Consider the following 26,321-nt stretch of genomic DNA (forward strand, 5'->3'; position numbering starts at 1 on the left):
TATTTTAATCAAAATATGCTGAAAAAGCACTACATATTAATTATAAATAATAAGTCTGATATCTACTTACTATGCTGTAAATCAGGGTGTAATTTCGGCTTCACAAAAACGTATGAAAAAATAATATCGTTTTATGATAAAATAGCATTATATCTGACTGTGAACAAAATTTAGATTTGTTAATGTGAATTAAATCTTAACAAAACTTTAATTATTTGATGCGAATAGGATATAATGTTGCAGAAAAATGAAGATAAATCCTGTTTTAAAATCTAAACAATATTTAAGGCAATGTAGTTGATTCTCAAATAAATCTTAATAAAACTAACCTTATGAGAAAAACTGTTATACCGGTTTTATTAGCTATTTCTTTATCTGCCTACGCACAGGAAACAAAACAGGCAGATACTGCTAAAACAACCAAAATTGAAGAAGTGGTGGTGACCTCTTTGGGGATTAAAAGGCAGGCTCGCTCCCTTACTTACTCTAGCCAGCAAATAGGAGGAGATGAACTTACAGAAGTAAAAACGCCCAATCTTTTAAACTCTATTAACGGGAAAGTTTCCAATGTACAGATTAATAAAACCAATGGTGGTGTCGGAGGTTCCGTAAGAATCACCATGAGAGGTGACAAATCCACAAGAAATAGCCAACCTTTGTATGTTATTGATGGAGTTCCTATCGTCAATAATACAGGTATTACAGGAACAGGAGGTCCAAACGTAGATTATTTTTCAGGAATGCCAGACACTGGAGATGTTTTAAGCACAATAAATCCTGAAGATATAGAAAGCATCAACTTCTTGAAGGGTGCTTCTGCGGCGGCCTTGTATGGATCGCAAGGAAGTAATGGTGCAGTTTTGATTGTGACGAAAAAAGGAGTTGCAGGAAGGAGCAGTATTTCGTTTTCATCCAGCATTACTTTCGATGATGTTTACAATTTACCAAAATTACAAAACAGTTATTTACAGTCAACCCCTTATAATGCGGCTACCGGAGCTACAGGTACTTATGATAGCTGGGGCGCAAAAGGAGCTTCTAAAGACTATGTGAAAAATTTTTTCGATACGGGAATTACAAGGATCAATAGTTTGAGTTTCCAGGCAGGGAATGAAAAAACAACTAATTTTTTCTCATTGGGGAGTACTAATAATACCGGTGTAATCCCAACTTCTACATTTGATCAATATAATATTAACTATAGAAATTCCAGTAAATTTCTTAACGATAAATTGACATTGGATGCCAACGTAATGGCTTCTTTGCAGGATTCTAAAAATAGATTAACACCGGGTTCTTACTTCTCGCCAATTAGTAATTTATATTGGTTGCCAAGAGGAATCGATTTTGATCAATTCAGTGGAGATAACTATACCTATTTTAACAATACCCGTTTTTTACCCGCACAAAACTGGTGGGCAATCAGGCCGGATGGTGGTTTTGAGGATAGTGAAACCCAAAATCCTTATTGGATTCTCAACAAAAATCCTGTTACGACCAAAAATAAAAACTTCTACGGATCTGCAAGTTTAAGTTATGCCTTAAACAGCTGGTTAACTGCAAAATTAAGAGGAAATTATAATTATTATAATTCTGACACACAACGAAATATTTATGCGTTTTCTAATAATACTGTGAGTGGTATCAATGGAAAATTATCAAAAAACACCATTGAGAAAACCACAACGTATAGTGACTTTATCTTAGCGGGTAGCCCAAAAATCAGTGATAATTTAAGTTTTGATTTTACGGTTGGAACAAGTATTTCTGATCTTAAATATACAATTACCAATATAGAAAACAACAGATTATTTACTGCCAATCTTTTTACTTTAAATAACCTTGCTTGGAATGGGGAGGGGAATGGCTACAAAATTGACACCCCGCATCGACAAGATCAGTCGGTTTTTGCGAGTGCCAATTTTGGATACAAAAGATTATTGTATTTAGATCTTACGTATAGAGTCGATTGGTCTTCTACATTATCAAAAGCCCCTAAAAATAATTTTGATTATTATTCCGCAGGTCTTAACTCTATTTTAAGCGATGTTTTCAAGCTTCCTGAAGCTATTAACTTTTGGAAAGTAAGAGCATCATACGCAACTGTGGGGAATGCTTTAGATCCTACATCTACCAACCCACAACCTATTTTTAATGGTGGTGTAATTACAGGATCTTATAGCTCAGCACCTGTTGATATTGTAAACTTTCCACAATTTGCCTATCTGTTTCCACAACCGGAAATGAACAAAACGTTTGAAGCGGGAACAGAATTCAGGTTGTTTAATAATAGATTGAGTTTCGATTTTACGTACTATAATTCAAATGTATCCAATCAATATCTAAAAAATGTAAGTACAGGAGGCAGTATATATGGTACCAATCTGGCAGGAATTGACATCAGTGCAGGAAAAATTCAGAATACTGGTTTCGAATCCAGTTTGTCTTACAAAGTATTGGATTCTAAGAAATTTGGTTGGACGGTTGCTGTAAATGCTTCTGCAAATAAAAATAAAATAAAAGAAGTATTCCCAATCGGTTTCTATACAGGAAGTGGTGATGTAAAACCGTTTTTCTTGACTGGTGGTGGGTACAACGGAATTAAAGTAGGTGGTTCTTTCGGAGATATTTACGGAACTGCTTTCTTGAGAGATGCGCAAGGAAGGATTGTAGTTACTGCAGAAGGAGTTCCGCAATTGGCTGCAGACAGACAAACGTATTTAGGGAATCCCAATCCTAAATTTATGTTAGGTTTTAATAACACATTTAATATTGGGAAAGTAAATATTAATTTCCTGATTGATGGTAAATTCGGGGGTAAAGTACTGGGGATTACACAGGCTTTGAATGACAAAAAAGGAGTAAGCCAAGTTTCCGCAGATGCCCGAGACAATGGAGGTGTTTCTATTGCCAATGCAGCCTATGCAAATGGAACGGCGTACACAGGAAAAACGGATGCAAGAGCATATTATGATGTAGTCGGAGGTTCAGGAGGCATTAATGAAGCGTATATGTATAATGCAACAAATGTAAGATTAAGACAGGCTTCTATTTCTTATCAATTCAGTATAAACGGTAAATATTTCAAAGATGCAACGCTAAGCTTAATTGGAACCAATTTATTCTTCCTATACAACAAAGCGCCATTCGATCCGGAACAGGTATCCGGTGTAAACCCGGGTGGAGTTGGGGTAGATATTCTTGGTATGCCGGTTACCCGTTCGATAGGTTTCTCAGTAAAAGCAAACTTTTAATACAATAATAATGAAAAATAAATATTTTAAAATATTAATGTTAGGTACAATAGGACTTTTACCCTTATTAAACTGTACCGGCAATTTTGAAGAAATAGATTCTGAATACAATGGGGTTTATGACGAGCAGCTTTTGGCAGATTTCGCGTTGCTTACCAATCCTTTAAGACAGATACAAAGCAATTTGCAAAATCCTCAAAACTGGATTTATCAATTGCAAACTAATTTAAATGCAGATATGTACAGTGGTTTTTTCAGTACAGCAACCCGTTATAATGGAGGAATAAACAATACCACATATTTTATGATGGATGGCTGGAACGAAAGAATTATGCTCAATCAATTGGAAGATGTTAATCAGCAATACAAAAATTTCAAATTAAATGCTCCGAAATATTATCCGGGAATAGATTTTTCTCAATCTTTAGCAGTTCTTAATATTTCAAGAATTTTGGCAGCACAAAAAGTTTCAGATGCTCACGGGCCGGTAATTTACAGCAAATTTGAAACACCCGGAGCTAATGGTATTACAGATTTTGACTCTCAACAAGATGCCTATAATCATTTCGTTACCGATCTTAATGCAGCGATTGTTGCATTACAAAAACCAATTGGAGTAGAAGATAAAGCGGTAATTTCTAAATCAGACCTGGTTTTTGGAGGGAATACTGCTAATTGGGCAAAGCTGGCCAACTCTCTGAAACTGAGATATGCCATCAGAATCAGCTATGCAGATCCTGCAAAAGCAAAACAATATGCAGAAGAAGCACTTGCCTCATCTGCTGGATTAATCGATGATACTTCAGAAAATGCTTTGGTTTCTTATGGAAAGGCTTCTCCATTGTTTGATATTATTTATTCTTGGGGTGATTGTAAAATCGGAGCTCCTCTGATGGCATACATGAATGGTTATAATGATCCGAGAATTTCCTTATATGCACAGCCTGCAACCGATGCTGGTGTATTAAACCAATATGTGGGAGTAAGGCAAGGTGTGGATTTGAGTCCGGGTTACGGAAGCTACTCAAAGGCAGCTGCGATCTCTGCTAATGGAGATTACTTTTCTGGCTCCAATGGTAAAAACAAAATTTTTACTGCTGCTGAAGCATGGTTCTTAAAAGCAGAAGCTGCTATAAGAGGCTATGCAGGTGCTGGTGATGCAGGAACCAATTATAACAAAGGAATTTCTGTATCTTTAGAAGAGTGGGGAAAGGCTGGAGGCTATGATGCCTATGTAAATAATTCTACCTCTACAGAAGCCCCTTATATAGATCCCAAAAATCATTCTAATGATATTTTGGCGGGAAACCCACAGCTAAGTACTATTACCATAAAATGGAATGCCACAGATTCTTTTGAAAGAAAATTAGAAAGAATTATGACCCAGAAATGGATTGCGCTTTATCCTGATGGTGCAGAAGCATGGGCAGAACAAAGAAGAACGGGCTATCCAATCATCTTCAAAAATGTATTGAATGATAGCCAGGGAACGATAAGCACTGATGCTATGATCAGAAGAATCCCTATCCCATCAAAATACCGTAACAGTACTTTGAACTATGCACAAGCTGTCCAATTACTGGGAGGCCCCGATACAGGTGGAACCAGGTTATGGTGGGATAAAAAATAATAATTTTAAGCAGATCAATTATAAAGATAAAGAGGCCGTCTCAAAAGTTAGATTTAATTTTTTCATTTCGGCAGGAGAAATATCGGATAAACACTTGTTTTAAAGATTCTTCAATTTTAGTTTCGTTTCAATTCGGAATGATGCTTTTGAGAGGCCTTCTTTTCTTTACTATTTTATTTGAATATGGGAAACAATAAGTCTGAAACTCGCTCAGTAAAACCGATCCTCTGGATCTCTACATTATATTTTGCAATGGGAATACCCTTTGTGACCATTAATGCGGTTTCCGGAATTATGTACAAGGATATGGGTGTTTCAGATTCCAAGATTACATTCTGGACAGCGCTTATTATGTTTTCCTGGACATTAAAACCTCTATGGAGTCCTTTTCTTGAGATCTATAAAACAAAAAAGTTCTTTGTTGTTGCAACTCAGTTTGCCATAGGAATTCTGTTTGCTTTGGTGGCATTAACGCTTCCTCTGCCGGATTTTTTCAAATATAGTATTGCTCTTTTTGCGGTCGTTGCATTCTGCGGAGCCACACATGACATAGCTGCAGACGGGACCTATATCAATTTTTTAACGAACAAAGAGCAAGCAAAATATATCGGATGGCAGGGCGCTTTTTACAATCTGGCCAAAATCATAAGCAGCGGAGTTCTGGTTTATTTCGCGGGAGTTTTGGAGAAAACCAAAGGAGTCACCAATGCCTGGATGATCATCATGGGAATTTATGGTCTTTTGTTTTTTGCCCTGGCTTTGTACCATTATGCTGTTTTACCGAAAGAAAATAAGCAGGAAAAAGAAACCAGAAAAGCAGGAAATGTCCGTAAAGAGCTTTTGGAGGTGATCATCTCTTTCTTCAAAAAGAAAAATATCATGTGGGCGGTACTGTTTATTATCCTGTATCGTTTTGCAGAAGGATTTGCGATAAAAATCGCTCCCCTGTTTTTCAAAGCTCCGAGAACTTCAGGAGGTCTTGGATTATCCACATCGGATATTGGGCTTATTTATGGGACCTATGGTTCAGCAGCCTTTATTTTGGGATCTGTGTTGGCAGGCTACTTTATTGCTGCCAGAGGATTGAAAAAATCTTTAATCTGGTTATGCTCAGCCTTTAATATTCCATTTATAGTTTATGCACTACTGGCCTATTTCCAGCCGGCAGAACTTCTTCCGGTAGGAATTGCAGTTGTAGTCGAATATTTTGGCTACGGATTCGGTTTTGTAGGACTCATGCTTTACATCATGCAGCAGATCGCACCAGGTGAACATAAAACGGCTCACTATGCTTTTGCAACCGGGATTATGAATCTTGGGGTAATGATTCCCGGAATGTTCAGCGGGATGATCAGTGATTGGGTAGGTTACAAAATGTTTTTTATCTGGGTACTTATTGCTACCATACCTGCTTTTGTCGTGACCCTTCTGGTTCCGTTTTCATATCCTGAAAAACTAAAAGAACACTAAATCATTTTATTAAATACATTAAATAAAAAAGTAAAAATACTTTATGACATTTCAACCAGCAAAGATCCCTTGGCAGGATCGTCCGGAAGAGAGCCGGGATATCATGTGGCGTTACTCTGCAAATCCGATTATCAACAGATATGCAATACCTACGTCCAACAGCATTTTTAACAGTGCGGTGGTTCCTTTTGAAGATGGATTCGCAGGAGTTTTCCGTTGCGATAACAAAGCAGTGCAGATGAATATTTTTGCAGGTTTCAGTAAAGATGGGATCAATTGGGAGATCAATCATGACCCGATTGATATGAAAGCCGGAAATACAGAAATGATAGAATCGGATTATAAATATGATCCCCGTGTTGCCTTTATAGAAGACCGATACTGGATCACGTGGTGTAACGGATACCATGGACCTACTATAGGAATTGCCTATACTTTTGATTTTAAAGAATTCTTTCAGTGTGAAAATGCATTCCTTCCCTTCAACAGAAACGGGGTTCTTTTCCCTGAGAAAATAAACGGTAAATATGCCATGCTGAGCAGACCGAGCGATAACGGGCATACGCCTTTCGGAGATATCTACATCAGCTACAGCCCGGATATGAAATACTGGGGCGAGCACCGTTGCGTGATGAAAGTAGCACCGTTTGAAGACAGTGCATGGCAATGTACAAAAATAGGGGCAGGACCTGTTCCGATTAAAACGGATGAAGGGTGGCTGCTTTTTTATCACGGAGTGATCAATACCTGCAGAGGGTTCCGTTATTCTATGGGAGCATCACTGCTTGACCTTGAAGATCCGTCAAAAGTATTGTACAGAACGAAGCCTTATTTACTGGCTCCGGCAGAATTGTATGAACTTACGGGAGATATTCCGAATGTGGTTTTCCCGTGTGCTGCCCTTTCAGAAGGAGATAAGGTAACTGTATATTATGGAGCCGCGGATACCGTTGTGGCCATTGCGTTTGGATATATTTCTGAAATTATTGATTTTATGAAAAAGAATTCGCTGTAAGCGGATTCAAAATATAAATAATATACCGGTCACTGCTTGTTGAAATCATTGTTTCGGTTTTTATATTGTTAAATAAACTCCTATCTTGAGAAATTTTTAAGATTTCCCTATTATGATTATGAAAAAAGAACTGCTTATATTTTTATCAATGATCCTGTTTTCTCATGTGGGAAATGCCCAGCAACGGAAGGATGATGTTCTTTCATGGGTAGATCCTTTCATCGGAACAGGAGGACACGGCCATACATTTCCCGGAGCGACTACACCTTTTGGAATGATCCAGCTCAGTCCGGATCAGAATACTAAAAGCGGCGATTGGGACTGGTGTTCGGGATACCATTACAGCAGTAAAACCATTATGGGATTCAGTCATAATCATCTCAGCGGAACAGGTTGGGCAGATCTTGGAGATATTTTAGTGATGCCAACCGTCGGGAAAATAAAGATGCTTCCAGGTTCTGAGGACAAACCGGAAAGTGGCTACCGGTCGACATTCAGTCACGACAAAGAAACGGCTTCACCGGGATATTATTCCGTGATGTTGGACAGCTACGGAATTAAAGCCGAGCTGACCGCTTCTCCGAGAGTAGGTTTCCATAAATATACCTTCCCAAAGAGTGAAGAATCTAATGTCATCATTGATCCTACCAATAAAATTTTCGGGAATATTTACCATACGCTGGTAAGCATAGAAGGAAACAATAAGATCAAAGGATACTGCTACAGCAACGGCTGGGGCGGAAAACGTTTTGCTTATTTCGTGATGGAATTTTCAAAACCTTTTAAATCCTATGGAACCTATTCTGAAGGAAAAATAAAAGAGAACGAAAAAATAGCGCTTGCTAAAGATGCCAAAGCTTTCGTGAGATTTTCTACCCAGGAAAATGAAAGTATAGAGGTTAAAGTCTCCTTATCTCCTGTAAGTACGGAAGGTGCTCAGGAAAACTTTGATGCCGAAGCTAAGAACGTAGATTTTGCAAAAGCTAAAGAAACGGCTCAGAACACCTGGAGAGATCTAATCAACAGATTCCAGGTGACCGGTGGTACGGACGACCAGAGAAAAATCTTCTATACCGGAGTGTATCATACATTCATCGCTCCTAATCTGTATATGGATACCAATGGAGATTATGTTGCTGCACAGGAAAATATGAATACTAAATGGTTTACTAACTACAGCACCTATTCCTATTGGGACGGCTTCAGAGCAACCCATCCTTTGCTGACCATTATGGATCAGAAACATACAAAAGAATTTGCCAACTCGCTGATCAGCAGATACACAGACCGTAAAGATCACATGCCAATCTGGGAACTTTGTGGTTACGATAATTTTTGCATGCTTGGTTATCACAGTGTATCCGTAATCTGGGATGCTATTTCCAAAGGCGTACCGGGTATTGATCAGGAAAAAGCATTTGCAGCAATGAAAGATGCGTCTTTAACGGATAAAATGAGCAGCAGCGATGGCGGTGGCGGCCTTAATGATTATATCAAATTAGGGTACACACCATCTGAAAACGGGGCTTCAGTCTCTGCAACGCTGGAATATGCGTATGATGACTGGTGCATTCAGCAGCTTGCCGAGAAATTGGGTAAAAAAGAAGAGGCAGAAGTTTATAAGAAACGTTCTATGAATTTCCTGAATACATTCAACAAAGAAAACAACCATTTCTGGCCAAAGCAGAAAAACGGAGAATTCCTACCGGACTTTACCTTAAACGACTGGAAAAAACTGCAGCCACACTGGGTTTCCGGGAATATATGGGCGTATGATTTCTTCGTTCCTCACCAGATTGATGAAATGATGAATCTATATGGAGGTAAAAAAGGATTTGAAGAAAAACTGGACAAAACCTTTACCGAAGAACTTAAAATGATCGGTGAGCAGCATGTAGATATTTCAGGATTCATTGGTTCTCTGGGATTTGGTGATGAGCCGGGACACCATGTTCCATACCTGTACAACTATGCGGGAGCTCCTTACAAAACCCAGAAAATGGTCAAATTCATCCGTGATAATATGTATGCGGCAAAACCGGACGGGATTGTCAATAACGAAGACTGCGGCCAGATGTCTGCATGGTATATTTTCTCATCATTAGGATTCTATCCTGTAACTCCAGGAAAACCAGTATACGCAATCGGGGCGCCACAGTTTCCGAAAGCATCTTTAAAGCTGGAAAATGGAAAAACCTTCACGGTGATTGCGGATAAAATTTCCGATAAAAACATCTACGTTCAGAAAATGTTCCTGAATGGGAAAGAATTCAAAAGCTGGGAAATCAATCACAGCGACATTATGAATGGTGGCGAGTTGAAATTTGTAATGGGAAGCAAGCCTGTAAAATAGATCAAACAATAACGAAATATAAAAGTATAATGGAAAGGAGAAAGTTTATAAAGACAAGTGCACTGGCAGGAGCGGGACTGATGTTTACTCAAAATGTTTTCGCAAAAACATTAAGCGTAGAAAATTTCCCTGTAGTCCGCGTTCCGAAAGATAAAAGACATTTTACGAGTGAAGCGGTAGAAAGTGCAATTGAAGCTTTTAAAAAGAAAGTGAAGAATAAAGAGCTGTCGTGGCTTTTTGAAAACTGCTTTCCCAATACTTTAGATACCACCGTTTTTTATAAAGAAATCAATGGAACTCCGGATACTTACGTTATTACGGGAGATATTGATGCCATGTGGCTTCGCGATAGTTCTGCACAGGTTTTTCCATACTTGCAATTCTCAAAAAAGGATGAAAAACTTCATAAACTGATCTCCGGGGTTATTCATAAACAGACAGAATTCATCCTTAAAGATCCTTATGCCAATGCTTTCTATAATGACGAAAATAAAATAAGCAAGTGGAAAGAATATGATCATACGGATATGAAACCCGGCACTCACGAAAGAAAATGGGAGATCGACTCATTATGCTACCCAATTCGTTTGGCTTACCACTTCTGGAAGACGACGGGAGATACAAAACCCTTTGATAACAACTGGCTGCAGGGAATCAAGCTTACTTTGCAAACCTTTACAGAGCAGCAGAGAAAAACAGATCTGGGACCCTATAAATTTGAACGTACAACAGCCTGGGCAACAGACGGAATTCCAATGGGCGGTTACGGCTATCCGACAAAACCTGTAGGATTGATCAATTCTATGTTCCGTCCGAGTGATGATGCTACCATCTATGCTTTCCTTATCCCTTCCAATTTATTTGCAGTCGTGAGTTTACGTCAGGCAGCGGAAATGGTTTCACAGATCAAAAATGAAAAAATGTTAGCCCAGCAGCTAAATAGCCTGGCTGATGAGGTAAACGCTGCCATCAAGAAGTACGGAATCTACGATCACCCTCAATATGGAAAGATTTATGCGTTCGAAACGAATGGATTCGGGAGTTATAATTTAATGGATGATGCCAACTGTCCAAGCCTTCTGGGCCTTCCTTATCTGGGCGCTGTAAAAGCTGATGATCCAGTTTATGTAAATACCAGAAATTATGTTTGGTCACAGGATAACCCGTTCTTTTTCAAAGGAAAACTGGCAGAAGGAATCGGCGGACCACACATCGGTCTTGATATGATCTGGCCGATGAGTATCATCATGAAAGCGCTTACTTCCAATGACAAGAAGGAAATAAAATGGTGTATAGAAACCCTGCAGAAAACTCATGGAGGAACAGGATTTATGCATGAATCCTTCCACAAGGATAACGATAAGAAATTTACCAGGGAATGGTTTGCCTGGGCCAATACATTGTTTGGAGAACTATTATGGAAAACCTTTAACGAGAATCCTGACCTGCTGACTTAAGGTTATTCCCGTATAAAACCAAATACAAAACGTAATGGAAAAGAACAAAACTTTTACGCCCGTAGAACAGTCATTTTTAAATGATGTTCCACGCAACAATAAGGTAAATGTTCCCTATATCGTTGTAGATAACTTTCCGAATTTAGGGATGCTTACAGCCCTGCGCTTTCTGGAGTGGGTTCATGAAAACCCGGCCGGAGTCATCAGTCTTCCCACGGGTAAAACGCCGGAATATTTTATTTTCTGGACCCAACATATTCTTGAAAACTGGGACAACGAAAGCATCCTTGAACTGAGGAAGAAACACGGATTGATGTTTCAGGATAAACCCTCACTGGCAGAACTTTATTTTGTTCAGATTGATGAATTTTATCCTATACAGTCATCACAGGCGAATAGCTTTTATCATTACGTCAACAAATATTATATTGAAGGTTTTGGACTGAAACGTGAAAATGCACTGCTCATCAATTCCAATGAAATTCCTTTAGCAGAAGGCAAGGGTTTTGAAGAAATTTTCCCGGATCATAAAGTAAACCTTGAGCTGAGATACCGCGAAGCCCGGAATCCTCAGGAAAAACTACAGAAAGAATCTATTTTTTTAATTGATAACTGGTGCTCGGAATATGAGCAGAAGATCCGTGGATTGGGTGGAATAGGTTTTTTTCTGGGCGGAATAGGTCCCGATGGCCATATCGCTTTTAATATCAAAGGTTCCGATCCTTACTCTACCACACGGCTTACATCCACCAATTTTGAAACCCAGGCTGTTGCAGCAGGAGATCTTGGAGGGATTGAAATTTCAAAGGAAAGGCTGGTGATCACCATTGGTCTGGAAACCATTACCCATAACAAAGATGCAGTAGCTATTATTTTCGCGGCAGGAGAAGCAAAGGCTCCTGTGATAAAAAATGCTCTTGAGCTTCCGCCATCCAACATATATCCGGCCTCTGTTCTTGCAGGGCTCCCGAATGGAAGATTCTATATCACGTTGGGAGCGGCAAGTATGCTGAATGATTATATTGATGATTACTACCGTTCTGGCAGCTGGTCACAGGAAAAAACAGACAAAGCCATCATGTCCCTTACCCGGAAGCTGAATAAATATGCGGAACATCTAACATTGGATGATCTCAGAGAAGATCAGTATACACAGCTTATTCCCGGCCTTGGCGAACATACCGTTCAATCTGTCATTGATTCCATTAACGGGAAAATTAAAAAAGGAACAGAAAGGCTCAGCAGCGAAGTTTTTTACCATACCGGACCACATCACGATGATATTTCTTTAGGATTGCTGCCTTATATCCACTATCAGTCGCGTAATGAGACCAATGCATCCCATTATTCGGTTCTTACTTCAGGATTTACGGCGGTTACCAATAAGTTTCTGATAAAAATTCTGAATGACACTCTTTATTTTGTGAAGAAAGATGAAATAGAAATGCTTCAGTACCCCGATTTTTTTGAAGCAGGATATAAAAATAAAAAAGATAAAGACGTCTACCATTACCTGATCAATATTGCCTCTGGAAGTGCTTACGAAAGATCGAGAGCCGTTTCCCACAGAATGGTAAGGAATATTGTTGAGCTCTGGAATCTCAAAAACAGACAGGATCTGGAAACCAGGATCAGTGAAATCATCACTGCCGTGAATTTCAGCTATGACGGACAAAATCCTGAGCCAAAGATCCAGACCTTAAAAGGAATGATCCGTGAATATGAAGAAGAGCTGGTATGGGCCCACTTCGGAGTGAGAACCAAAAATGTTCATCATCTGAGACTGGGGTTTTATACCGGTGCGATTTTTACGGAGAAACCCAACCGGGAAAGAGATGTTATCCCGATCCTCAAACAGCTGCGGGAGATAGATCCTACCGTAATCAGCCTGGCATTTGACCCCGAAGGCAGCGGTCCCGACACCCATTACAAAGTTCTGCAGGCCATAGCCGAAGCTGTAAGGGAATGGGGCAAAGAAAAAGATCTTTCAAATATTAAAATCTGGGGGTACAGAAATGTTTGGTATCAGTTTAATGCAGCGGATGTCACGCATATTTTCCCTGTATCGCTGAATGCCATGAGTACGATGGATGAAAGCTTTACCAACAGCTACATGAGCCAGGTGGATGCTTCGTTCCCGAGTTACCGTTACGATGGAAAATTCAGTCACCTTTCCATTCAGACCTGGGTAGAGCAACTGAAAGATGTTCAGCTGGTTTTAGGAAAACCTTATTTCTACGACAATGAAAGCCCGCGTCTCAGGGCAACCCATGGACTGCTCTTTTTCAAAGAAATGGATGTGGAAGAATTTTTAAAATCGGCCCGTGAGCTGGAAAAGTCAACGGAAGGAGCTTTCTAGTCTGTATTTATATTGCAAAATTAAATTTCAAGGAAGAAATTTCAGATCATACCAAAAACAACTTAAAAAAACATTATGAAAAAAGCCATTACTATGTTGATCGTAATGATCATTCATGCCATTCCTGTGCTGAATGCGCAACAGCTTAATCCTACAGGAATATGCTATGTGGAGGTAAACAACAACAATATCCTGAATGCAGGTTCATACAAACTGCAGACATCAGGTAAATATTTGTTTAATGTCGTCAATATTTTTGCAGCCAACATCAATTATGATACAGGCAGAGGCAGGCCTTATCTGTACTGTAATAACAACGTTACAAAAGTGTTGACCAACGCAGATACTTACATAAAACCCCTTCAGGCAAAAGGAATGAAGGTGGTACTGACTATTTTGGGGAACCACCAGGGAGCAGGTATTTGTAATTTTCCAACCCGTGAATCAGCCAAGGATTTTGCCCAGCAGCTTGCCCATACTGTAAATACTTATGGGTTAGACGGAATTGACTTTGACGATGAATATTCTGATTACGGACAAAACGGAACCGGCCAACCCAACACAAGTTCTTTTGTGATGCTTGTACAGGAATTAAAAGCTTTACTGCCGGATAAAATGATCACTTTTTATTACTATGGCCCTGCTGCTTCAAGACTTTCATGGAACGGACTTAGAGTAGGGGATTATGTCAACTACAGCTGGAATGCTATGTACGGAACTTTTTCCGCTCCTAATGTTCCGCCTCTTACTAATGCACAGATCTCTCCGGCAGCTGTATGGCTGGGAAATACTTCCAATTCCACTACAACCAGCCTGGCTACCCAGACGAAGAACGGCGGATACGGAGTATTTATGTGGTACGATCTGCACGGAACCAATGAAACATCACAGCTTTCAGCAGGAACACAGACATTATATGGGGAACAGACTATCTTAAGCACTGCCTTACAGTCATGGACACAGGGAACCAATTGTGATGCCCCGATAGGATTATTTACCAGCAATCTTACAGGAACAAGTGCAAAATTAAACTGGTCAGCCGTAGGAACCAGCACATATGATGTAGATTATAAACCGGCTACTTCTACTACATGGACGAATGTTGCAACAGCTACAACAGCTACATCTGTAACCATATCAGGATTAACAGCCAATACGGAATACGACTGGAGAATCAGAACTAACTGTAGCGTAAAGAGTACCTATATGTTTGCCCCGAGATTCAACAGCGGAACAGGAACAGCTCCTTCGGGATCGACCTCTCTTTCTTTGGATGGAAGCACGGAATCAGGTGCGGCGGGAACCATCAATCTAAGCGGATCTGCATTATCACTGGAGGGCTGGATAAAACCATCCTCTTTTAAATCGGTATCCCCTTATATTTCATCTCTTTTAGGAACGGAGGTAAGCGACAGCAATTCAGCATTTTTAAGATTAGGCGATGCCAATATTGCCAATAACAAACTGCAATTTGTGGTAAGCATCAATAATGTACAGCAAAAACTGACCGCTGCTACAGCTTTGAATGCCAATACATGGTATCATGTTGCAGCAACCTACGATGGTTCTGCCATGAAAATTTATATCAATGGAGTTCTTGATGCCACTAAATCCCAGACCGGAAGCGTTTCCTCCAGCGGAGCATTCAATGTAGGATATTTATACAATACATCAAGGAATTTCAATGGTAAAATAGATGAGGTGAGAGTTTGGAAAAGAGCATTAAGCCAGACAGAAATCAGCCAGAATATGTGTAATGTGACTCTTCCGGCAACTTCTCTTACAGCCTACTGGAAATTTAATGAAGGGAGTGGTTCTTCGGTTCAGGACAGTTCAGGAAACGGAATTACTCTGACATTAACGGGAGTGGATGCTTCCAACTGGGGAACAGATGTGCCTTGTCCGGCAGGTTCTCAAAAAGTTTCAACAGCAAGAATCCAAAATGCAGGTCTTGAAGAAGTTACAGCAAAAAAGATAAAGTTATACCCGAATCCTGCAAGTAAATCTTTGCCATTTACAGTTTCAGTTCCCGACGAATATAATAAAGGAAAACTAACGGTATATAGCCTTACCGGGAACCCTCTGGAAACAAAAACAATCAATGCAGGAGATCAGCAGTATGATCTTTCAAGACTTAAAGAAGGCAATTATATCATTCAGTTTGAATCTCAGAACGGAAGCCTGAAACAAGCTGAAAAATTAATTATAAAATAAAAAATCATCATCATCGGGCTCCGGCCCGGTGATTTTACCGAAACTAAATTAATACTATGAAAAAAAAATCTATTCTTACCGCCCTGATCTTACTGGTCATTCACGGGGCAACCATACTTAAAGCCCAGCAACTTAACCCTGTGGGGATCTGCTATGTGGAAGTGAACAACAATAATATGCTGAATGCTGGATCGTATACTTTGCAGAACACAAACAGACAGCTGTTTGATGTAGCAATTATTTTTGCTGCCAATATTAATTATGATGTTTCCAAAAGCAGGGCCTATATTTCGAATAACAATAACGTCACAAAAGTCCTGAATGACGTCAATACCTACGTCCGCCCCTTACAGCTGAAAGGAATTAAGGTACTTCTGGATATCCTCGGAAATCATCAGGGAGCCGGAATTTCCAATTTCCCGAACCGGGAAGCTGCACGTGATTTTGCCCGGCAGCTAGCCCATACCGTTTACACCTATGGTCTGGATGGGGTGGATCTTGACGATGAATATGCAGGCTACGGAAATAACGGGACTGGGCAACCCAACAGCAGCTCTTTTGTAATGCTTTTGCAGGAGCTAAAGGCAGCAATGCCGGATAAGCTGATCACCTTTTATTATTTAGGACCGGCAACTTCAAGACAAAGCTACAACGGTGATGCAGCCGGAAATTATATCAATTACAGCTGGAATCCCTATTATGGAACTTACAGTGCGCCTTCCGTACCGCCTCTTACCAATTCCAAGCTTTCTGCAGCAGCTACATGGATACAGAATTCAAATCCTCAGTCCACTTCTGCTGCTACTCTTTCCACTTTGGCAACCAATACAATTAATGACGGTTATGGCGTTTTTATGTGGTACGATCTTAACGGAGTTAATAATGCCAGTTATTTAAGCACTGGGTCAAATATTCTGTACAACGAAAATACCTTGCTTACCGGACCGCTTTATTCCTGGGCCCAGGGAGATGCCTGTGACCCGCCTCTAGGACTTGAAGCGACTAATACCACCGGAACTTCAGCTAAATTAAACTGGACAGGCAATGCTTCCCAGACCTATAATATTGATTATAAACCAGCTAATTCAACTACTTGGACAAACATTGCAAGTAATTATTCCGGAAACAATATTATGGTTAATAACCTGACGCTAAATACGGATTATGACTGGAGAATACAGTCGAACTGCTCAGCAACTATAAAAAGTACCTATTTGTTTGCTCCCCGTTTTAATTCCGGCAGTACATGTGGAACACCCTCTGGAATGAAGTCTGAAAGCTTTTTGGGAACAACCACCAAAGTATCATGGGATGTGGTAGCAAGTGCTTCCGGCTATAATTTACAGTATAAAACAGCTGCAGCAACAACCTGGACTGATGTTCAGAATATTTCCACAAACTCTTATACCTTACCGGGATTAACGGAGAATACAAATTATGTATGGAAAGTACAGGCTGTATGTGGTGGAACAACCACCAGCGTATATTCGGGAGAGTCAACATTCAACAGTGGATTTGCTCCCGTGCAGAGCCCTGGCGCAAGATCACTTTCGTTCAATGGAAGTACTCAATACCTGAATGCAGGGCAATTTAATCTTAGTGGAAACGCAGTGACATTTGAAGGTTGGGTTAAAGTAAATGCCTTCAAACCCGGTTTTCCCTATATTTCATCAGTAATTGGAATTGAAGTGGGTGATAGTAACTCTGCAATGCTGAGATTTGGAGATGGGAACCTGGCTAATAATAAGCTGCAATTTATCTTAAGTTTCGGATCTGCTCAGGTAAAACTTAACAGTGTTACAGCATTGACAACTAATACATGGAATCACGTAGCTGCAACCTACGATGGATCAGCAATGAAAATCTATATCAATGGAGTGCTTGATGCCAGTGTAGCTGCTTCTGGAAATTTTACAGCAAACGGAATTCTTTATCTGGCCAGAAATTATGATAATTCCCGTACCCTTAACGGATTCCTGGATGAATTCAGGGTTTGGAAAAGAGCATTGACCGCTTCAGAAATTCTTACCAATAACTGTAACGTTCCGGCCGGTTCTCCCAATCTTGAAGCCAACTGGAAAATGAACGAAGGCAGCGGAAACGGGGCTTTAGATGCTACAGCAAACACTCATTTTGCGACTCTGGTCAATATGTCAGCTTCCAACTGGCGAACAGATGTAGCCTGTGCTGCAGCGTTATCAACAAAAGATATTGCTTCAGAAAAAAATAACATGAACTACGCTTATCCAAATCCTGTTAAAAAAGGAAATGATATTCATTTTACCATTAAAGATAAATCTACCAGTGAAATCACGTTATATGATATGGTAGGAAAATTAATAATGAACCAAAAAATTAATAAGAATGATGTGGTTATTAATACCGGGAACTTATCTACAGGAACTTATATTTATAAGATCAATTCAAAAGACGGTAAGATGAAATCTTCGGGAAAGGTGATCATAGAATAAAATTTGAATCCTCAACAGGCGTATAAAAAGTAAAAATAAAATTAGGGGATTTAGGATGACAGGCGGGGAGTATAAAATACTTTCCTGTCTGTCCCTTTTAATGAAAAAGAATAATTTATACAGAATATAAAGAAAGAATATAATGCAGAATATAGTAGGAATAGACATCGGTGGCTCGCACATCACCATGGCCCAGGTTGATCCTGAAAAACGTGAAATTATCAGTTCTACCTATGTGAGAGAACATGTGGACTCCTTCGGGACACGCGAAACCATTTTTTCTTCCTGGATCTCAGCCATCGAAAAAGTGATCCATAACCTTGTCAGAAATGAACTTCTGATCGGTATAGCCATGCCGGGTCCTTTTGATTATGAAAATGGAATATCGCTGATGCAGCAGGGGAAATTTATTGATATTTATAAAGTCAATATTAAAGACGAATTAGCTCAAAGACTTTCAGTTTCCCCGGATCAGATTCATTTTGTGAATGATGCCGGAGCCTTTCTTGAAGGGGAAGTTTTTGGCGGTTGCGTACAGGACTATAATAAGATTTTTGGTGTAACCCTCGGGACAGGTCTGGGAACAGCTTTCTATAATGGAGAAACAGCTTCAGATGAAGATTTATGGGATTCGCCTTTCAAAGATTCTATCTGTGAAGATTATCTGGCAACACGCTGGTTCGTTAATCAGTATGCGGCATTAACCGGTAAGAAAATTTCTGGCACCAAAGACCTGCTGGACCAGCCGGAAGATATACAGACTCAGATATTTGACGATTATGCAGATTCATTTGCCGGGTTCATTATAAAATATGTAAAAGACTATAACCCTGAAGTGCTGGTCATTGGCGGAAATATCGCAAAAGTGTATCCTTACTTTAAAAAGAGGTTAAATCAGCATTTAGTAGAGCATAAAATCAATCTTCCTATTAAAATTTCTGCTATTTTTGAAGATGCAGCTATTCTTGGTGCTGCAGGGTATGCTTTGAAAAAAGCCAGGATCAATTTAACAAAATGATATCATGAAGTCTTTATTCTCAAGTTTTTTTATTCTATTTAATATCTTAGCATTTGGCCAGGAAGTGTCTCTTGCCGATTATGTAAACCCTTTAATGGGAACACAATCCAAACCTTCCTTGTCCAATGGAAATACCTATCCTGCCATAGGACTTCCCTGGGGAATGAATCTCTGGACTCCTCAAACCGGAAAAATGGGTGATGGATGGGCATATACCTACGACGCAGATAAAATAAAAGGTTTTAAACAAACCCACCAGCCCTCTCCCTGGATGAATGATTACGGTGCTTTCACCATCATGCCGGGAGTCGGTAAACTAAAATTTAAGGAAGAAGAACGGGCAAGCTGGTTCAGCCATAAAGCAGAGAATGCAAAACCTTACAGCTACAGCGTTTATCTGGCGGATATCAATGTGACCACAGAGCTTACTCCCACAGAAAGAGCAGCTTTCTTCAAATTCGATTTTCCTAAAACAGACAGTGCCTATATCGTTATTGATGCCCTGAATAAAGGATCTTACATTAAAATTCTTCCCAAAGAAAGAAAAATCCTTGGGTACACCACTAAATATTCCAGAGGAAAATATAACAATTTCAAAAACTATTTTGTGGTCCAGTTTGATAAGGATTTTGATTTGACAACTACCTGGAAAGACAGTGTTTTTGTGAAAAACCAGCTGGAAATCACAAGTGATCATGCCGGGGCAATTGTCGGATTTAAATTAAAAAATAAAGAAAGCGTTTATGTAAGAACAGCTTCTTCATTCATCAGTTTCGAGCAGGCAGAGCTGAATCTTAAAAGAGAAATTGCAGGCAGGAATTTTGAACAGGTAAAAGCAGACGCAAAAAATATCTGGAATAAAACACTGGGTAGAATTGAAGTAAAAGGCGGAACAGATCAGCAGATCAGAACATTTTATTCCTCCCTTTACAGAACATTATTTTTTCCTCAAAAGCTATATGAGATCGATGCTGAGAACAAAGTAAAACACTGGAGTCCCTACAACGGAAAAATCCTGGACGGAAAAATGTTTGCAGGAACCGGATTCTGGGATACCTTCCGCGCTCTGTATCCTTTCCTGAATCTTGTATATCCAAGTATGAACGTAGAAATGCAGGAAGGTTTAGCCAATACATTTAAAGAAGGCGGATTTCTTCCGGAGTGGAGCAGTCCTGGATATTCCGATATTATGATCGGGAACAATTCCGCTTCAGTGGTTGCCGATGCTTATATCAAGGGACTTCGCGGATATGATGTGGAAACACTTTGGCAGGCAGTGAAACATGGAGCCAATAACGAAGGCCCGATCGATGCTGTAGGCCGTAGAGGAGTGCAATATTACAATACTTTAGGCTATGTTCCTTATGATGTAAAGATCAATGAGAATGCTGCCAGAACCCTGGAATATGCTTATGATGATTTTGCCATTTATCAGTTAGGAAAAGCATTGGGAAAACCGGCTTCAGAAATTGATATTTATAAAAAAAGGGCTTACAACTATAAAAATGTATTTGACCCGGAAACAGATCTGATGCGTGGAAAAAATAAAGACGGAAAATTCCAGTCGCCATTCAATCCGTTTAAATGGGGTGATGCGTTTACAGAAGGGAACAGCTGGCATTACACATGGTCGGTTTTCCAGGATATTGACGGTTTGTCTAAATTAATGGGAGGGAAAAAGAAATTTGAAGCCAAGCTGGATGAGGTATTCTCACTTCCACCGGTATTTGATGACAGCTATTACGGAAGCGTAATTCACGAGATCCGCGAAATGCAGATTATGAATATGGGACAGTATGCCCATGGAAATCAGCCGATCCAGCATATGATTTACCTGTACAATTATGCCGGTGCCCCGTACAAAACGCAATACTGGGCAAGACAGGTGATGGATAAGCTTTATTATGCAACACCGGACGGCTATTGCGGGGATGAAGATAATGGTCAGACTTCCGCCTGGTATGTATTTTCTGCCTTAGGATTCTATCCGGTGACCCCGGCTACAGACCAATATGTTTTGGGAGCGCCGCTTTTTAAAGAAGCTGTAATCCATTTGGAAAACGGCAAGAAAATTGTAATAAAAGCACCGGAAAACAATGCTGAAAATCTATATGTAAAATCATTAAACGTAAATCTTCGGCCGTATTCGAAAAACTGGCTGAGCCACAAAGAGTTGATGAGTGGAGCTGTACTGGATTTCCAGATGGATAATAAACCGAATAAAGAAAGAGGATCCCAGGAAAAAGACTTTCCTTATTCGATGTCTAAAGAATAAGAAATACAAACTTTTATATATTTAAAAATAATTTAGAAAAGAAACGCAATTTATATGAATGCAGAGAAAACAGAAATATTCGAAAAGGTAGAAAAAATGTTAGCGAGCCAGGGTTTTACTATTGCGGCAAAAGATGATACAAGACCTTGGGGCGGCTTTTTTGTGATCGATGAAAACCAGGCGCAGGATTTTGCCAATCAGTATTTTGATGGGATTGATGTAGAAAACCTGAAAATAGGTGGAAAGCTAAGTCCTAAGATCCTTTTGGTTGCTCCCAATGCCCGTTTAAGCTGGCAGTACCATCATCGCAGAGCCGAAATCTGGCAGGTAGTGGAAGGAACAGTTGGGATCAAAACAAGCAATACCGATGAAGAAGGCGAGCTGAAAGAATACCATCCAAAAGATCAGATTAAACTTCAGCAAGGTGAAAGACACAGGCTGATCGGTTTAGACGGCTGGGGAGTAGTAGCGGAAATCTGGCAGCATACCGATGCTTCCAATCCTTCAAATGAAGATGATATTGTACGTGTACAGGATGATTTCGGAAGATAATTGCAAAAATAAAAAAAGACTGTCTTAACAACAGTCTTTTTTATTTGTATCAAATAACCTTTAAACCAAATTAATTTTTCCTTATTTGTGTTTTTAAGTTTTCAAAAAGTTCTTGAGGTTATCTGTACATCAATATTTTTGTTTCATCATTTTTGTTTCCAGTAACATTCCCCGTTGGTTAATTTTACTGGTACAAAGTAACAGCTTTCTAAAATAAAATACCTTATAAAAAGCATCGATATATATCGATTAATCATAGATGTTTATCTATAGAAGTGGGTTTTGTTAAATGCTTTTTTTGAACATGAATTTAACAGATCATTTCGTTTTTAAATAAGATGCTCAAATGTCGCAGCTTAATAAAAAAGAGACTGTTTTTAAAACAGTCTCTTTTATAGTTATTAGATTCATTAACCAACTTATTGATTCCTACTTTACACTCTTCAACTTTATGTTAAAAAATTAAAAAGTCACATCCAGTCCCACATAGAAGTTAGCCTTCATGATAGGGGCATACACCATTCCGCCATCAAAATAATTTCCAAAAGGATTTCTGAAATCAACAATGGCATTTTTCTGATAATATGACGTAAGGTTCTCACCTCCTAGATAAGCTCTGAGCTTTTTATTGAAATTCCTCGAGATCTGTGCATTCAGCACAGCATAAGAATCAGAATATATTGGCAGTTGGAATTCAGCAGGGTTGCTTGATGTATTGGGAAGCCTCTGCTTTCCTACCCAATTCAGAGTGGTATCAAAACTCCAGAATCCGCCATTATTATTTTTATTTGTTGCATAGGCAAGGTTCACAAAGCCTCTGTGCTTCGCCATGAACGGAACTTCTCTTCTGCCGTCCAGATAATCTGCCTGAACATCATAATATTTGTAAGCCAATCTTACATCAAAATTTTTGAAAGGTGTAAAATCCCACTGCGTCTGGAAAGAATTCGCAAAAGATTTTCCTTCTAAATTATAAAAAGTAAGCTGTTGTGGAGACTGGTCAAGATCAACAAGCACCTGGTCCTGGAAATCTGTTCTGAAAAAATCAGCGACGATGGAAGATTTTCTTCCGAAAAGCTTGAATTCCTGCTGTAGACTGGCTCCGTAGTTCCATGCGATCTCAGGTCTTAAACCATAAATATCTCCACCATTCTGCAAAATCTGGATACTTCTGTTTGATGCAAAATACTGTTGGTTTTCAGCAAAAACGTTAGCCGTCCTGAATCCTCTGCCTGCAGAAAGCCTTAAGATCGTCTGCGGCGTGAAATCATATTTAAAATTAAGTCTCGGGGTAAACTGAGTACCCGCAAGATTATGAAAATCTGCTCTGGCTCCTGCTACCAAAGTATATTTTAATCCCGTTAATGTATATTCTGCAAAAATCCCCGGAACGATTTCATTTCTCTTCATATCGTCTGTTAAATACGTTTCCTCATAGCCGTCATATAGAAAACTGGCTCCAGCCTTGTACTTATGATTGGTATTTCCGATAATGCTTTCAAAAATTAAATTTGAATAATAGGTATGCTGTTTCCCGGCATAATTTCTCAATCCGAAAAAGCTGTCCTGCTGATGGTATACATACTGATTCATCCATCCCAGGCTCTGGTAAGGCTTTCCTTTGAAGACATACCCTGTTTTATTCCAGACCTGGAATCTTGAAATATCAATACCCACACCATATGCCCCCTGTTCGTCCTGAGGCAGTTTTTTATCAAAAGCAACCTGTCCGGCTGTTCTTTCGTCTCTGATAAAATTGATCCCGAAATGAGACCCGAATCCCGATTTTTCAAGATCATTATAATTAAGGAGATAAGCTGCATTAATCTGGGTTCCCTTGGGTCTGTCCAGGAAAGTATCATGATTCATATCCGTGTCTCCAAATGTTCCGTTTCCGTGCAATAAGAATGTCTGTGACCATTTCTCATTGATAGGAGAGACACTGGTGATATTGGCTTCCGCTCTTCCGTTGAAATCAGCAAATATATTCAATGACGTTTCAGGTTCCTTGGCATTTTTCAGAAGCTCAGTATTGATCTGTCCTGTGATGCTTTCATAACCATTTGTTACCGTACTTCCGCCTTTTGTCAGCTGGATGCTTTCGATCCATCTTCCGGGAATGAAATTCAGTCCGTAAGCCGAAGCAAGACCCCTGATTTCAGGAAGAAGTTCCTTGGTTAAACTGGTATACTTTTGATCCAGGCCAAGCATTTTCAGCTGTTTTGTTCCCGTAACAGCATTACTGAAAGAAACATCTACGGTGGCATTGGTTTCAAAGCTTTCAGACAGGTTACAGCAAGCTGCTTTTAGTAATTCTTTTTTATCAATATTAAAAACAAGACCTGCCTCTTTTTTGCTCAATGCAGTTGCTGCTTTTGAACCGGTAACCGTTACGCCTTCAATGCTTTTCTCATGCTGTTCATGAGTTTCATTAAGAGTTGCACCATGTTCTTCATGATCGTCGTGTTTTGCGCCCTCTTCATAGTGAACATTTGGGTTGGCTTCTCCAAACGGAATATCTCTATCGTACAGACAACATCCGGGAAGACTTTTGTAAACAGCGTCGGAAGCTTTGTATTTTTCATTGTCATGACCGGCATCTGCAATCGCTTTTAAAACCTTATCCGGCGAGGTTTTTGAAGGATCAAAATTTAAGGTTACCGTCTGTTTTTCCGCATTCCATTCTGCGGAATCTGCACCGGCATCTTTTGCGGTTTTTTCTATTCTGGCTTTACATGAAGCACAGTTTCCTTTTACATAAAACTCATTTCCTTTTTTAGAATGATGCAGATGAGCTTCTGCAATGGAAGGCTGAAGGTCTCTTTCATAATGGCAACACCCAGGAAGACTTTTATAAGTTTCGTCAGGGGACTTGAATTTTTCATTGTCGTGACCGGCATCGGCTACTTTCTTTAAAATTTCGTCGGGAGAAACTTTGCTGTCGGTTTCCAGGGTTAGAGTCTGCAGATCAATAGAATAAACAGCGGTTTTGGCTCCTGCTTTTTTAGCGGTAGTTTCTATTCTGGATTTGCACATCTCACAGTTTCCTTTGACTTTGAACTGGGATTTTGAAAGGTTTTGAGCGGATATAAAGTGTACAGACACGATCATTAGACCAAGAATGAACTTGGAAATATATAATTTCATTTTGTTTAAAAGTTTAGATTAATTATAAACGGTCCCTTAAAATGCTTAACGGACTCACTGTTTGACAATTAACCTATTTTAGGCGGCTGCCAGATCTCTTTTAAACGGTCTGATAAATGAGGCGGTGAATATTGGAACTGCGGATTCTTATTCGCTTTGTAATAAGACGGTTCAAAATGTAAATTCTTTGAAAACGGAGTTTCTATATAAGTATAGCACGCAACACAGGTTGAGCAGCAGTCGTCATTACATGAAGACTTGGTTTGGCTGTCCTTACTCTCTTTTGAAGAGTGATTTTTGCAGCAGTCGCTTTTTTCAGACTTGGTTTTGCAGCAGGTATCCTGCATAGATTGCGAGTAGAAGCTGTCTTTAGGAACTAAAAAAATTCCTAGACAAAAAATAACTGTAAGAATGTGAAACAGCTTCATCTTTGCAAAAATACAAAAATTATGATAAAGGATCACCAACTTTTAAAGCACAGTTGTGCCATGGTTCTCCGTGTGCAGGATTAAGTTTAGGTTTTTCACCTGTTGGAGGAGCGGCTGTTACAGGTCCCGGAACATTTTGCGCTGCACTTTGAACAGGTTGTGGTGTTGGAGCTGGCGCTGGCGCCGGCTTACTGTTTAAGGGCTGTCCTACCGGGATATCACATCTGTGGCCCGGCTGTCCGTGCGGAGGATTCATTCCCGGAGCCGTTTTAACCGGCTGTGCATTATTGTTGATTGGCACTTTGCCTGCTGACATAGAATTGGCATCTATTTTAATGGAATTATTGGGGTTTTGACCGGGTGTTGTCTGGATAGTTGTCGGATTTACATTGAGCGGTTGTCCTACGGGAATATCGCATCTGTGGCCGGGTTGCCCATGTGGAGGGTTTTTAATTCCCGGAACTACCGTGGCAGAAGCCGGATTTGGATTGGACTGTACACCTGCCTGCTCCATCAGGGCAGTTTGAGAAGTTGAATTAACGGCAATGCTGGGCTGCTGAACACCTGCTTCTTCTTTTATATAAGTAGGCTTTTCGTCCTTTTTGCATGAAACAGCTAATATTGAAATGGCAATAATGCCCAAGAATGTATTTTTCATATCCAATCGGTATGAAACAA

15 protein-coding genes are annotated in these 26,321 nt (G+C 39.7%); 12 read left to right on the forward strand and 3 right to left on the reverse strand.

Going from position 1 to position 26,321, the window contains the following annotated elements; all coding sequences use genetic code 11:
* The first annotated feature begins 332 nt into the window (after nt 1–332).
* The 12 genes from DRF61_RS15820 (at nt 333) to DRF61_RS15875 (ending at nt 22,068) form a co-directional block, all read left to right on the forward strand.
* Entirely contained in the window at nt 333–3,254 is a 2,922-nt protein-coding gene (locus DRF61_RS15820) for a SusC/RagA family TonB-linked outer membrane protein (protein WP_174772327.1), read from the forward strand.
* A gap of 10 nt (nt 3,255–3,264) precedes the next feature.
* Complete coding sequence (locus DRF61_RS15825; protein ID WP_111958774.1) at nt 3,265–4,884, forward strand: SusD/RagB family nutrient-binding outer membrane lipoprotein; 1,620 nt, start codon at nt 3,265–3,267, stop codon at nt 4,882–4,884.
* 183 nt (nt 4,885–5,067) lie between these two features.
* The gene (locus tag DRF61_RS15830; protein ID WP_111958776.1) at nt 5,068–6,354 is read left to right on the forward strand and encodes an MFS transporter; all 1,287 of its coding nucleotides are present in this window, start codon (nt 5,068–5,070) and stop codon (nt 6,352–6,354) included.
* Nucleotides 6,355–6,397: 43 nt separating this feature from the next.
* A complete protein-coding gene (locus DRF61_RS15835) occupies nt 6,398–7,369 on the forward strand; it encodes a glycoside hydrolase family 130 protein (RefSeq protein ID WP_111958778.1) in 972 nt (323 codons plus the stop codon).
* A 118-nt stretch (nt 7,370–7,487) separates the two neighbouring features.
* Nucleotides 7,488–9,722: a GH92 family glycosyl hydrolase gene (locus DRF61_RS15840; protein ID WP_111959019.1), complete on the forward strand. Its 2,235-nt coding sequence runs from the start codon at nt 7,488–7,490 to the stop codon at nt 9,720–9,722.
* 29 nt (nt 9,723–9,751) lie between these two features.
* Nucleotides 9,752–11,179, forward strand: a complete 1,428-nt coding sequence (locus DRF61_RS15845) for a glycoside hydrolase family 125 protein (protein WP_111958780.1) — start codon at nt 9,752–9,754, stop codon at nt 11,177–11,179.
* Nucleotides 11,180–11,213: 34 nt separating this feature from the next.
* Complete coding sequence (locus tag DRF61_RS15850; protein WP_111958782.1) at nt 11,214–13,538, forward strand: glucosamine-6-phosphate isomerase; 2,325 nt, start codon at nt 11,214–11,216, stop codon at nt 13,536–13,538.
* A gap of 75 nt (nt 13,539–13,613) precedes the next feature.
* Nucleotides 13,614–15,752, forward strand: a complete 2,139-nt coding sequence (locus DRF61_RS15855; protein WP_111958784.1) for an endo-beta-N-acetylglucosaminidase H — start codon at nt 13,614–13,616, stop codon at nt 15,750–15,752.
* Nucleotides 15,753–15,808: 56 nt separating this feature from the next.
* Entirely contained in the window at nt 15,809–18,223 is a 2,415-nt protein-coding gene (locus tag DRF61_RS15860) for an endo-beta-N-acetylglucosaminidase H (RefSeq protein ID WP_111958786.1), read from the forward strand.
* A gap of 142 nt (nt 18,224–18,365) precedes the next feature.
* Entirely contained in the window at nt 18,366–19,241 is an 876-nt protein-coding gene (locus DRF61_RS15865; protein WP_111958788.1) for an ROK family protein, read from the forward strand.
* 4 nt (nt 19,242–19,245) lie between these two features.
* Nucleotides 19,246–21,516 carry a GH92 family glycosyl hydrolase gene (locus DRF61_RS15870; RefSeq protein WP_111958790.1) on the forward strand — a complete coding sequence of 757 codons (2,271 nt, stop codon included), beginning with the start codon at nt 19,246–19,248 and terminating at the stop codon, nt 21,514–21,516.
* Nucleotides 21,517–21,570: 54 nt separating this feature from the next.
* A complete protein-coding gene (locus DRF61_RS15875; RefSeq protein WP_111958792.1) occupies nt 21,571–22,068 on the forward strand; it encodes a cupin domain-containing protein in 498 nt (165 codons plus the stop codon).
* Between the two features lie 462 nt (nt 22,069–22,530).
* Here the strand turns inward: DRF61_RS15875 and DRF61_RS15880 are convergent, their stop codons facing one another.
* The 3 genes from DRF61_RS15880 to DRF61_RS15890 form a co-directional block, all read right to left on the reverse strand.
* Nucleotides 22,531–25,215 carry a TonB-dependent receptor domain-containing protein gene (locus DRF61_RS15880; protein WP_174772326.1) on the reverse strand — a complete coding sequence of 895 codons (2,685 nt, stop codon included), beginning with the start codon at nt 25,213–25,215 and terminating at the stop codon, nt 22,531–22,533.
* Nucleotides 25,216–25,283: 68 nt separating this feature from the next.
* Nucleotides 25,284–25,643: a hypothetical protein gene (locus DRF61_RS15885; RefSeq protein ID WP_167409440.1), complete on the reverse strand. Its 360-nt coding sequence runs from the start codon at nt 25,641–25,643 to the stop codon at nt 25,284–25,286.
* Nucleotides 25,644–25,662: 19 nt separating this feature from the next.
* Nucleotides 25,663–26,301, reverse strand: coding sequence for a hypothetical protein (locus DRF61_RS15890; RefSeq protein WP_111958794.1), 639 nt, complete (start codon nt 26,299–26,301; stop codon nt 25,663–25,665).
* Nucleotides 26,302–26,321: the final 20 nt, after the last annotated feature.

This window comes from Chryseobacterium lathyri (assembly GCF_003290185.1).
In the GTDB taxonomy this organism is placed as follows: Bacteria; Bacteroidota; Bacteroidia; order Flavobacteriales; family Weeksellaceae; genus Chryseobacterium; species Chryseobacterium lathyri.

Coding starts and splice junctions, on each gene's coding strand:
- DRF61_RS15820 (WP_174772327.1), top strand. CDS start 333: ATGAGAAAAACTGTTATACCGGTTTTATTAGCTATTTCTTTATCTGCC.
- DRF61_RS15825 (WP_111958774.1), top strand. CDS start 3,265: ATGAAAAATAAATATTTTAAAATATTAATGTTAGGTACAATAGGACTT.
- DRF61_RS15830 (WP_111958776.1), top strand. CDS start 5,068: ATGGGAAACAATAAGTCTGAAACTCGCTCAGTAAAACCGATCCTCTGG.
- DRF61_RS15835 (WP_111958778.1), top strand. CDS start 6,398: ATGACATTTCAACCAGCAAAGATCCCTTGGCAGGATCGTCCGGAAGAG.
- DRF61_RS15840 (WP_111959019.1), top strand. CDS start 7,488: ATGAAAAAAGAACTGCTTATATTTTTATCAATGATCCTGTTTTCTCAT.
- DRF61_RS15845 (WP_111958780.1), top strand. CDS start 9,752: ATGGAAAGGAGAAAGTTTATAAAGACAAGTGCACTGGCAGGAGCGGGA.
- DRF61_RS15850 (WP_111958782.1), top strand. CDS start 11,214: ATGGAAAAGAACAAAACTTTTACGCCCGTAGAACAGTCATTTTTAAAT.
- DRF61_RS15855 (WP_111958784.1), top strand. CDS start 13,614: ATGAAAAAAGCCATTACTATGTTGATCGTAATGATCATTCATGCCATT.
- DRF61_RS15860 (WP_111958786.1), top strand. CDS start 15,809: ATGAAAAAAAAATCTATTCTTACCGCCCTGATCTTACTGGTCATTCAC.
- DRF61_RS15865 (WP_111958788.1), top strand. CDS start 18,366: ATGCAGAATATAGTAGGAATAGACATCGGTGGCTCGCACATCACCATG.
- DRF61_RS15870 (WP_111958790.1), top strand. CDS start 19,246: ATGAAGTCTTTATTCTCAAGTTTTTTTATTCTATTTAATATCTTAGCA.
- DRF61_RS15875 (WP_111958792.1), top strand. CDS start 21,571: ATGAATGCAGAGAAAACAGAAATATTCGAAAAGGTAGAAAAAATGTTA.
- DRF61_RS15880 (WP_174772326.1), bottom strand. CDS start 25,215: ATGAAATTATATATTTCCAAGTTCATTCTTGGTCTAATGATCGTGTCT.
- DRF61_RS15885 (WP_167409440.1), bottom strand. CDS start 25,643: ATGAAGCTGTTTCACATTCTTACAGTTATTTTTTGTCTAGGAATTTTT.
- DRF61_RS15890 (WP_111958794.1), bottom strand. CDS start 26,301: ATGAAAAATACATTCTTGGGCATTATTGCCATTTCAATATTAGCTGTT.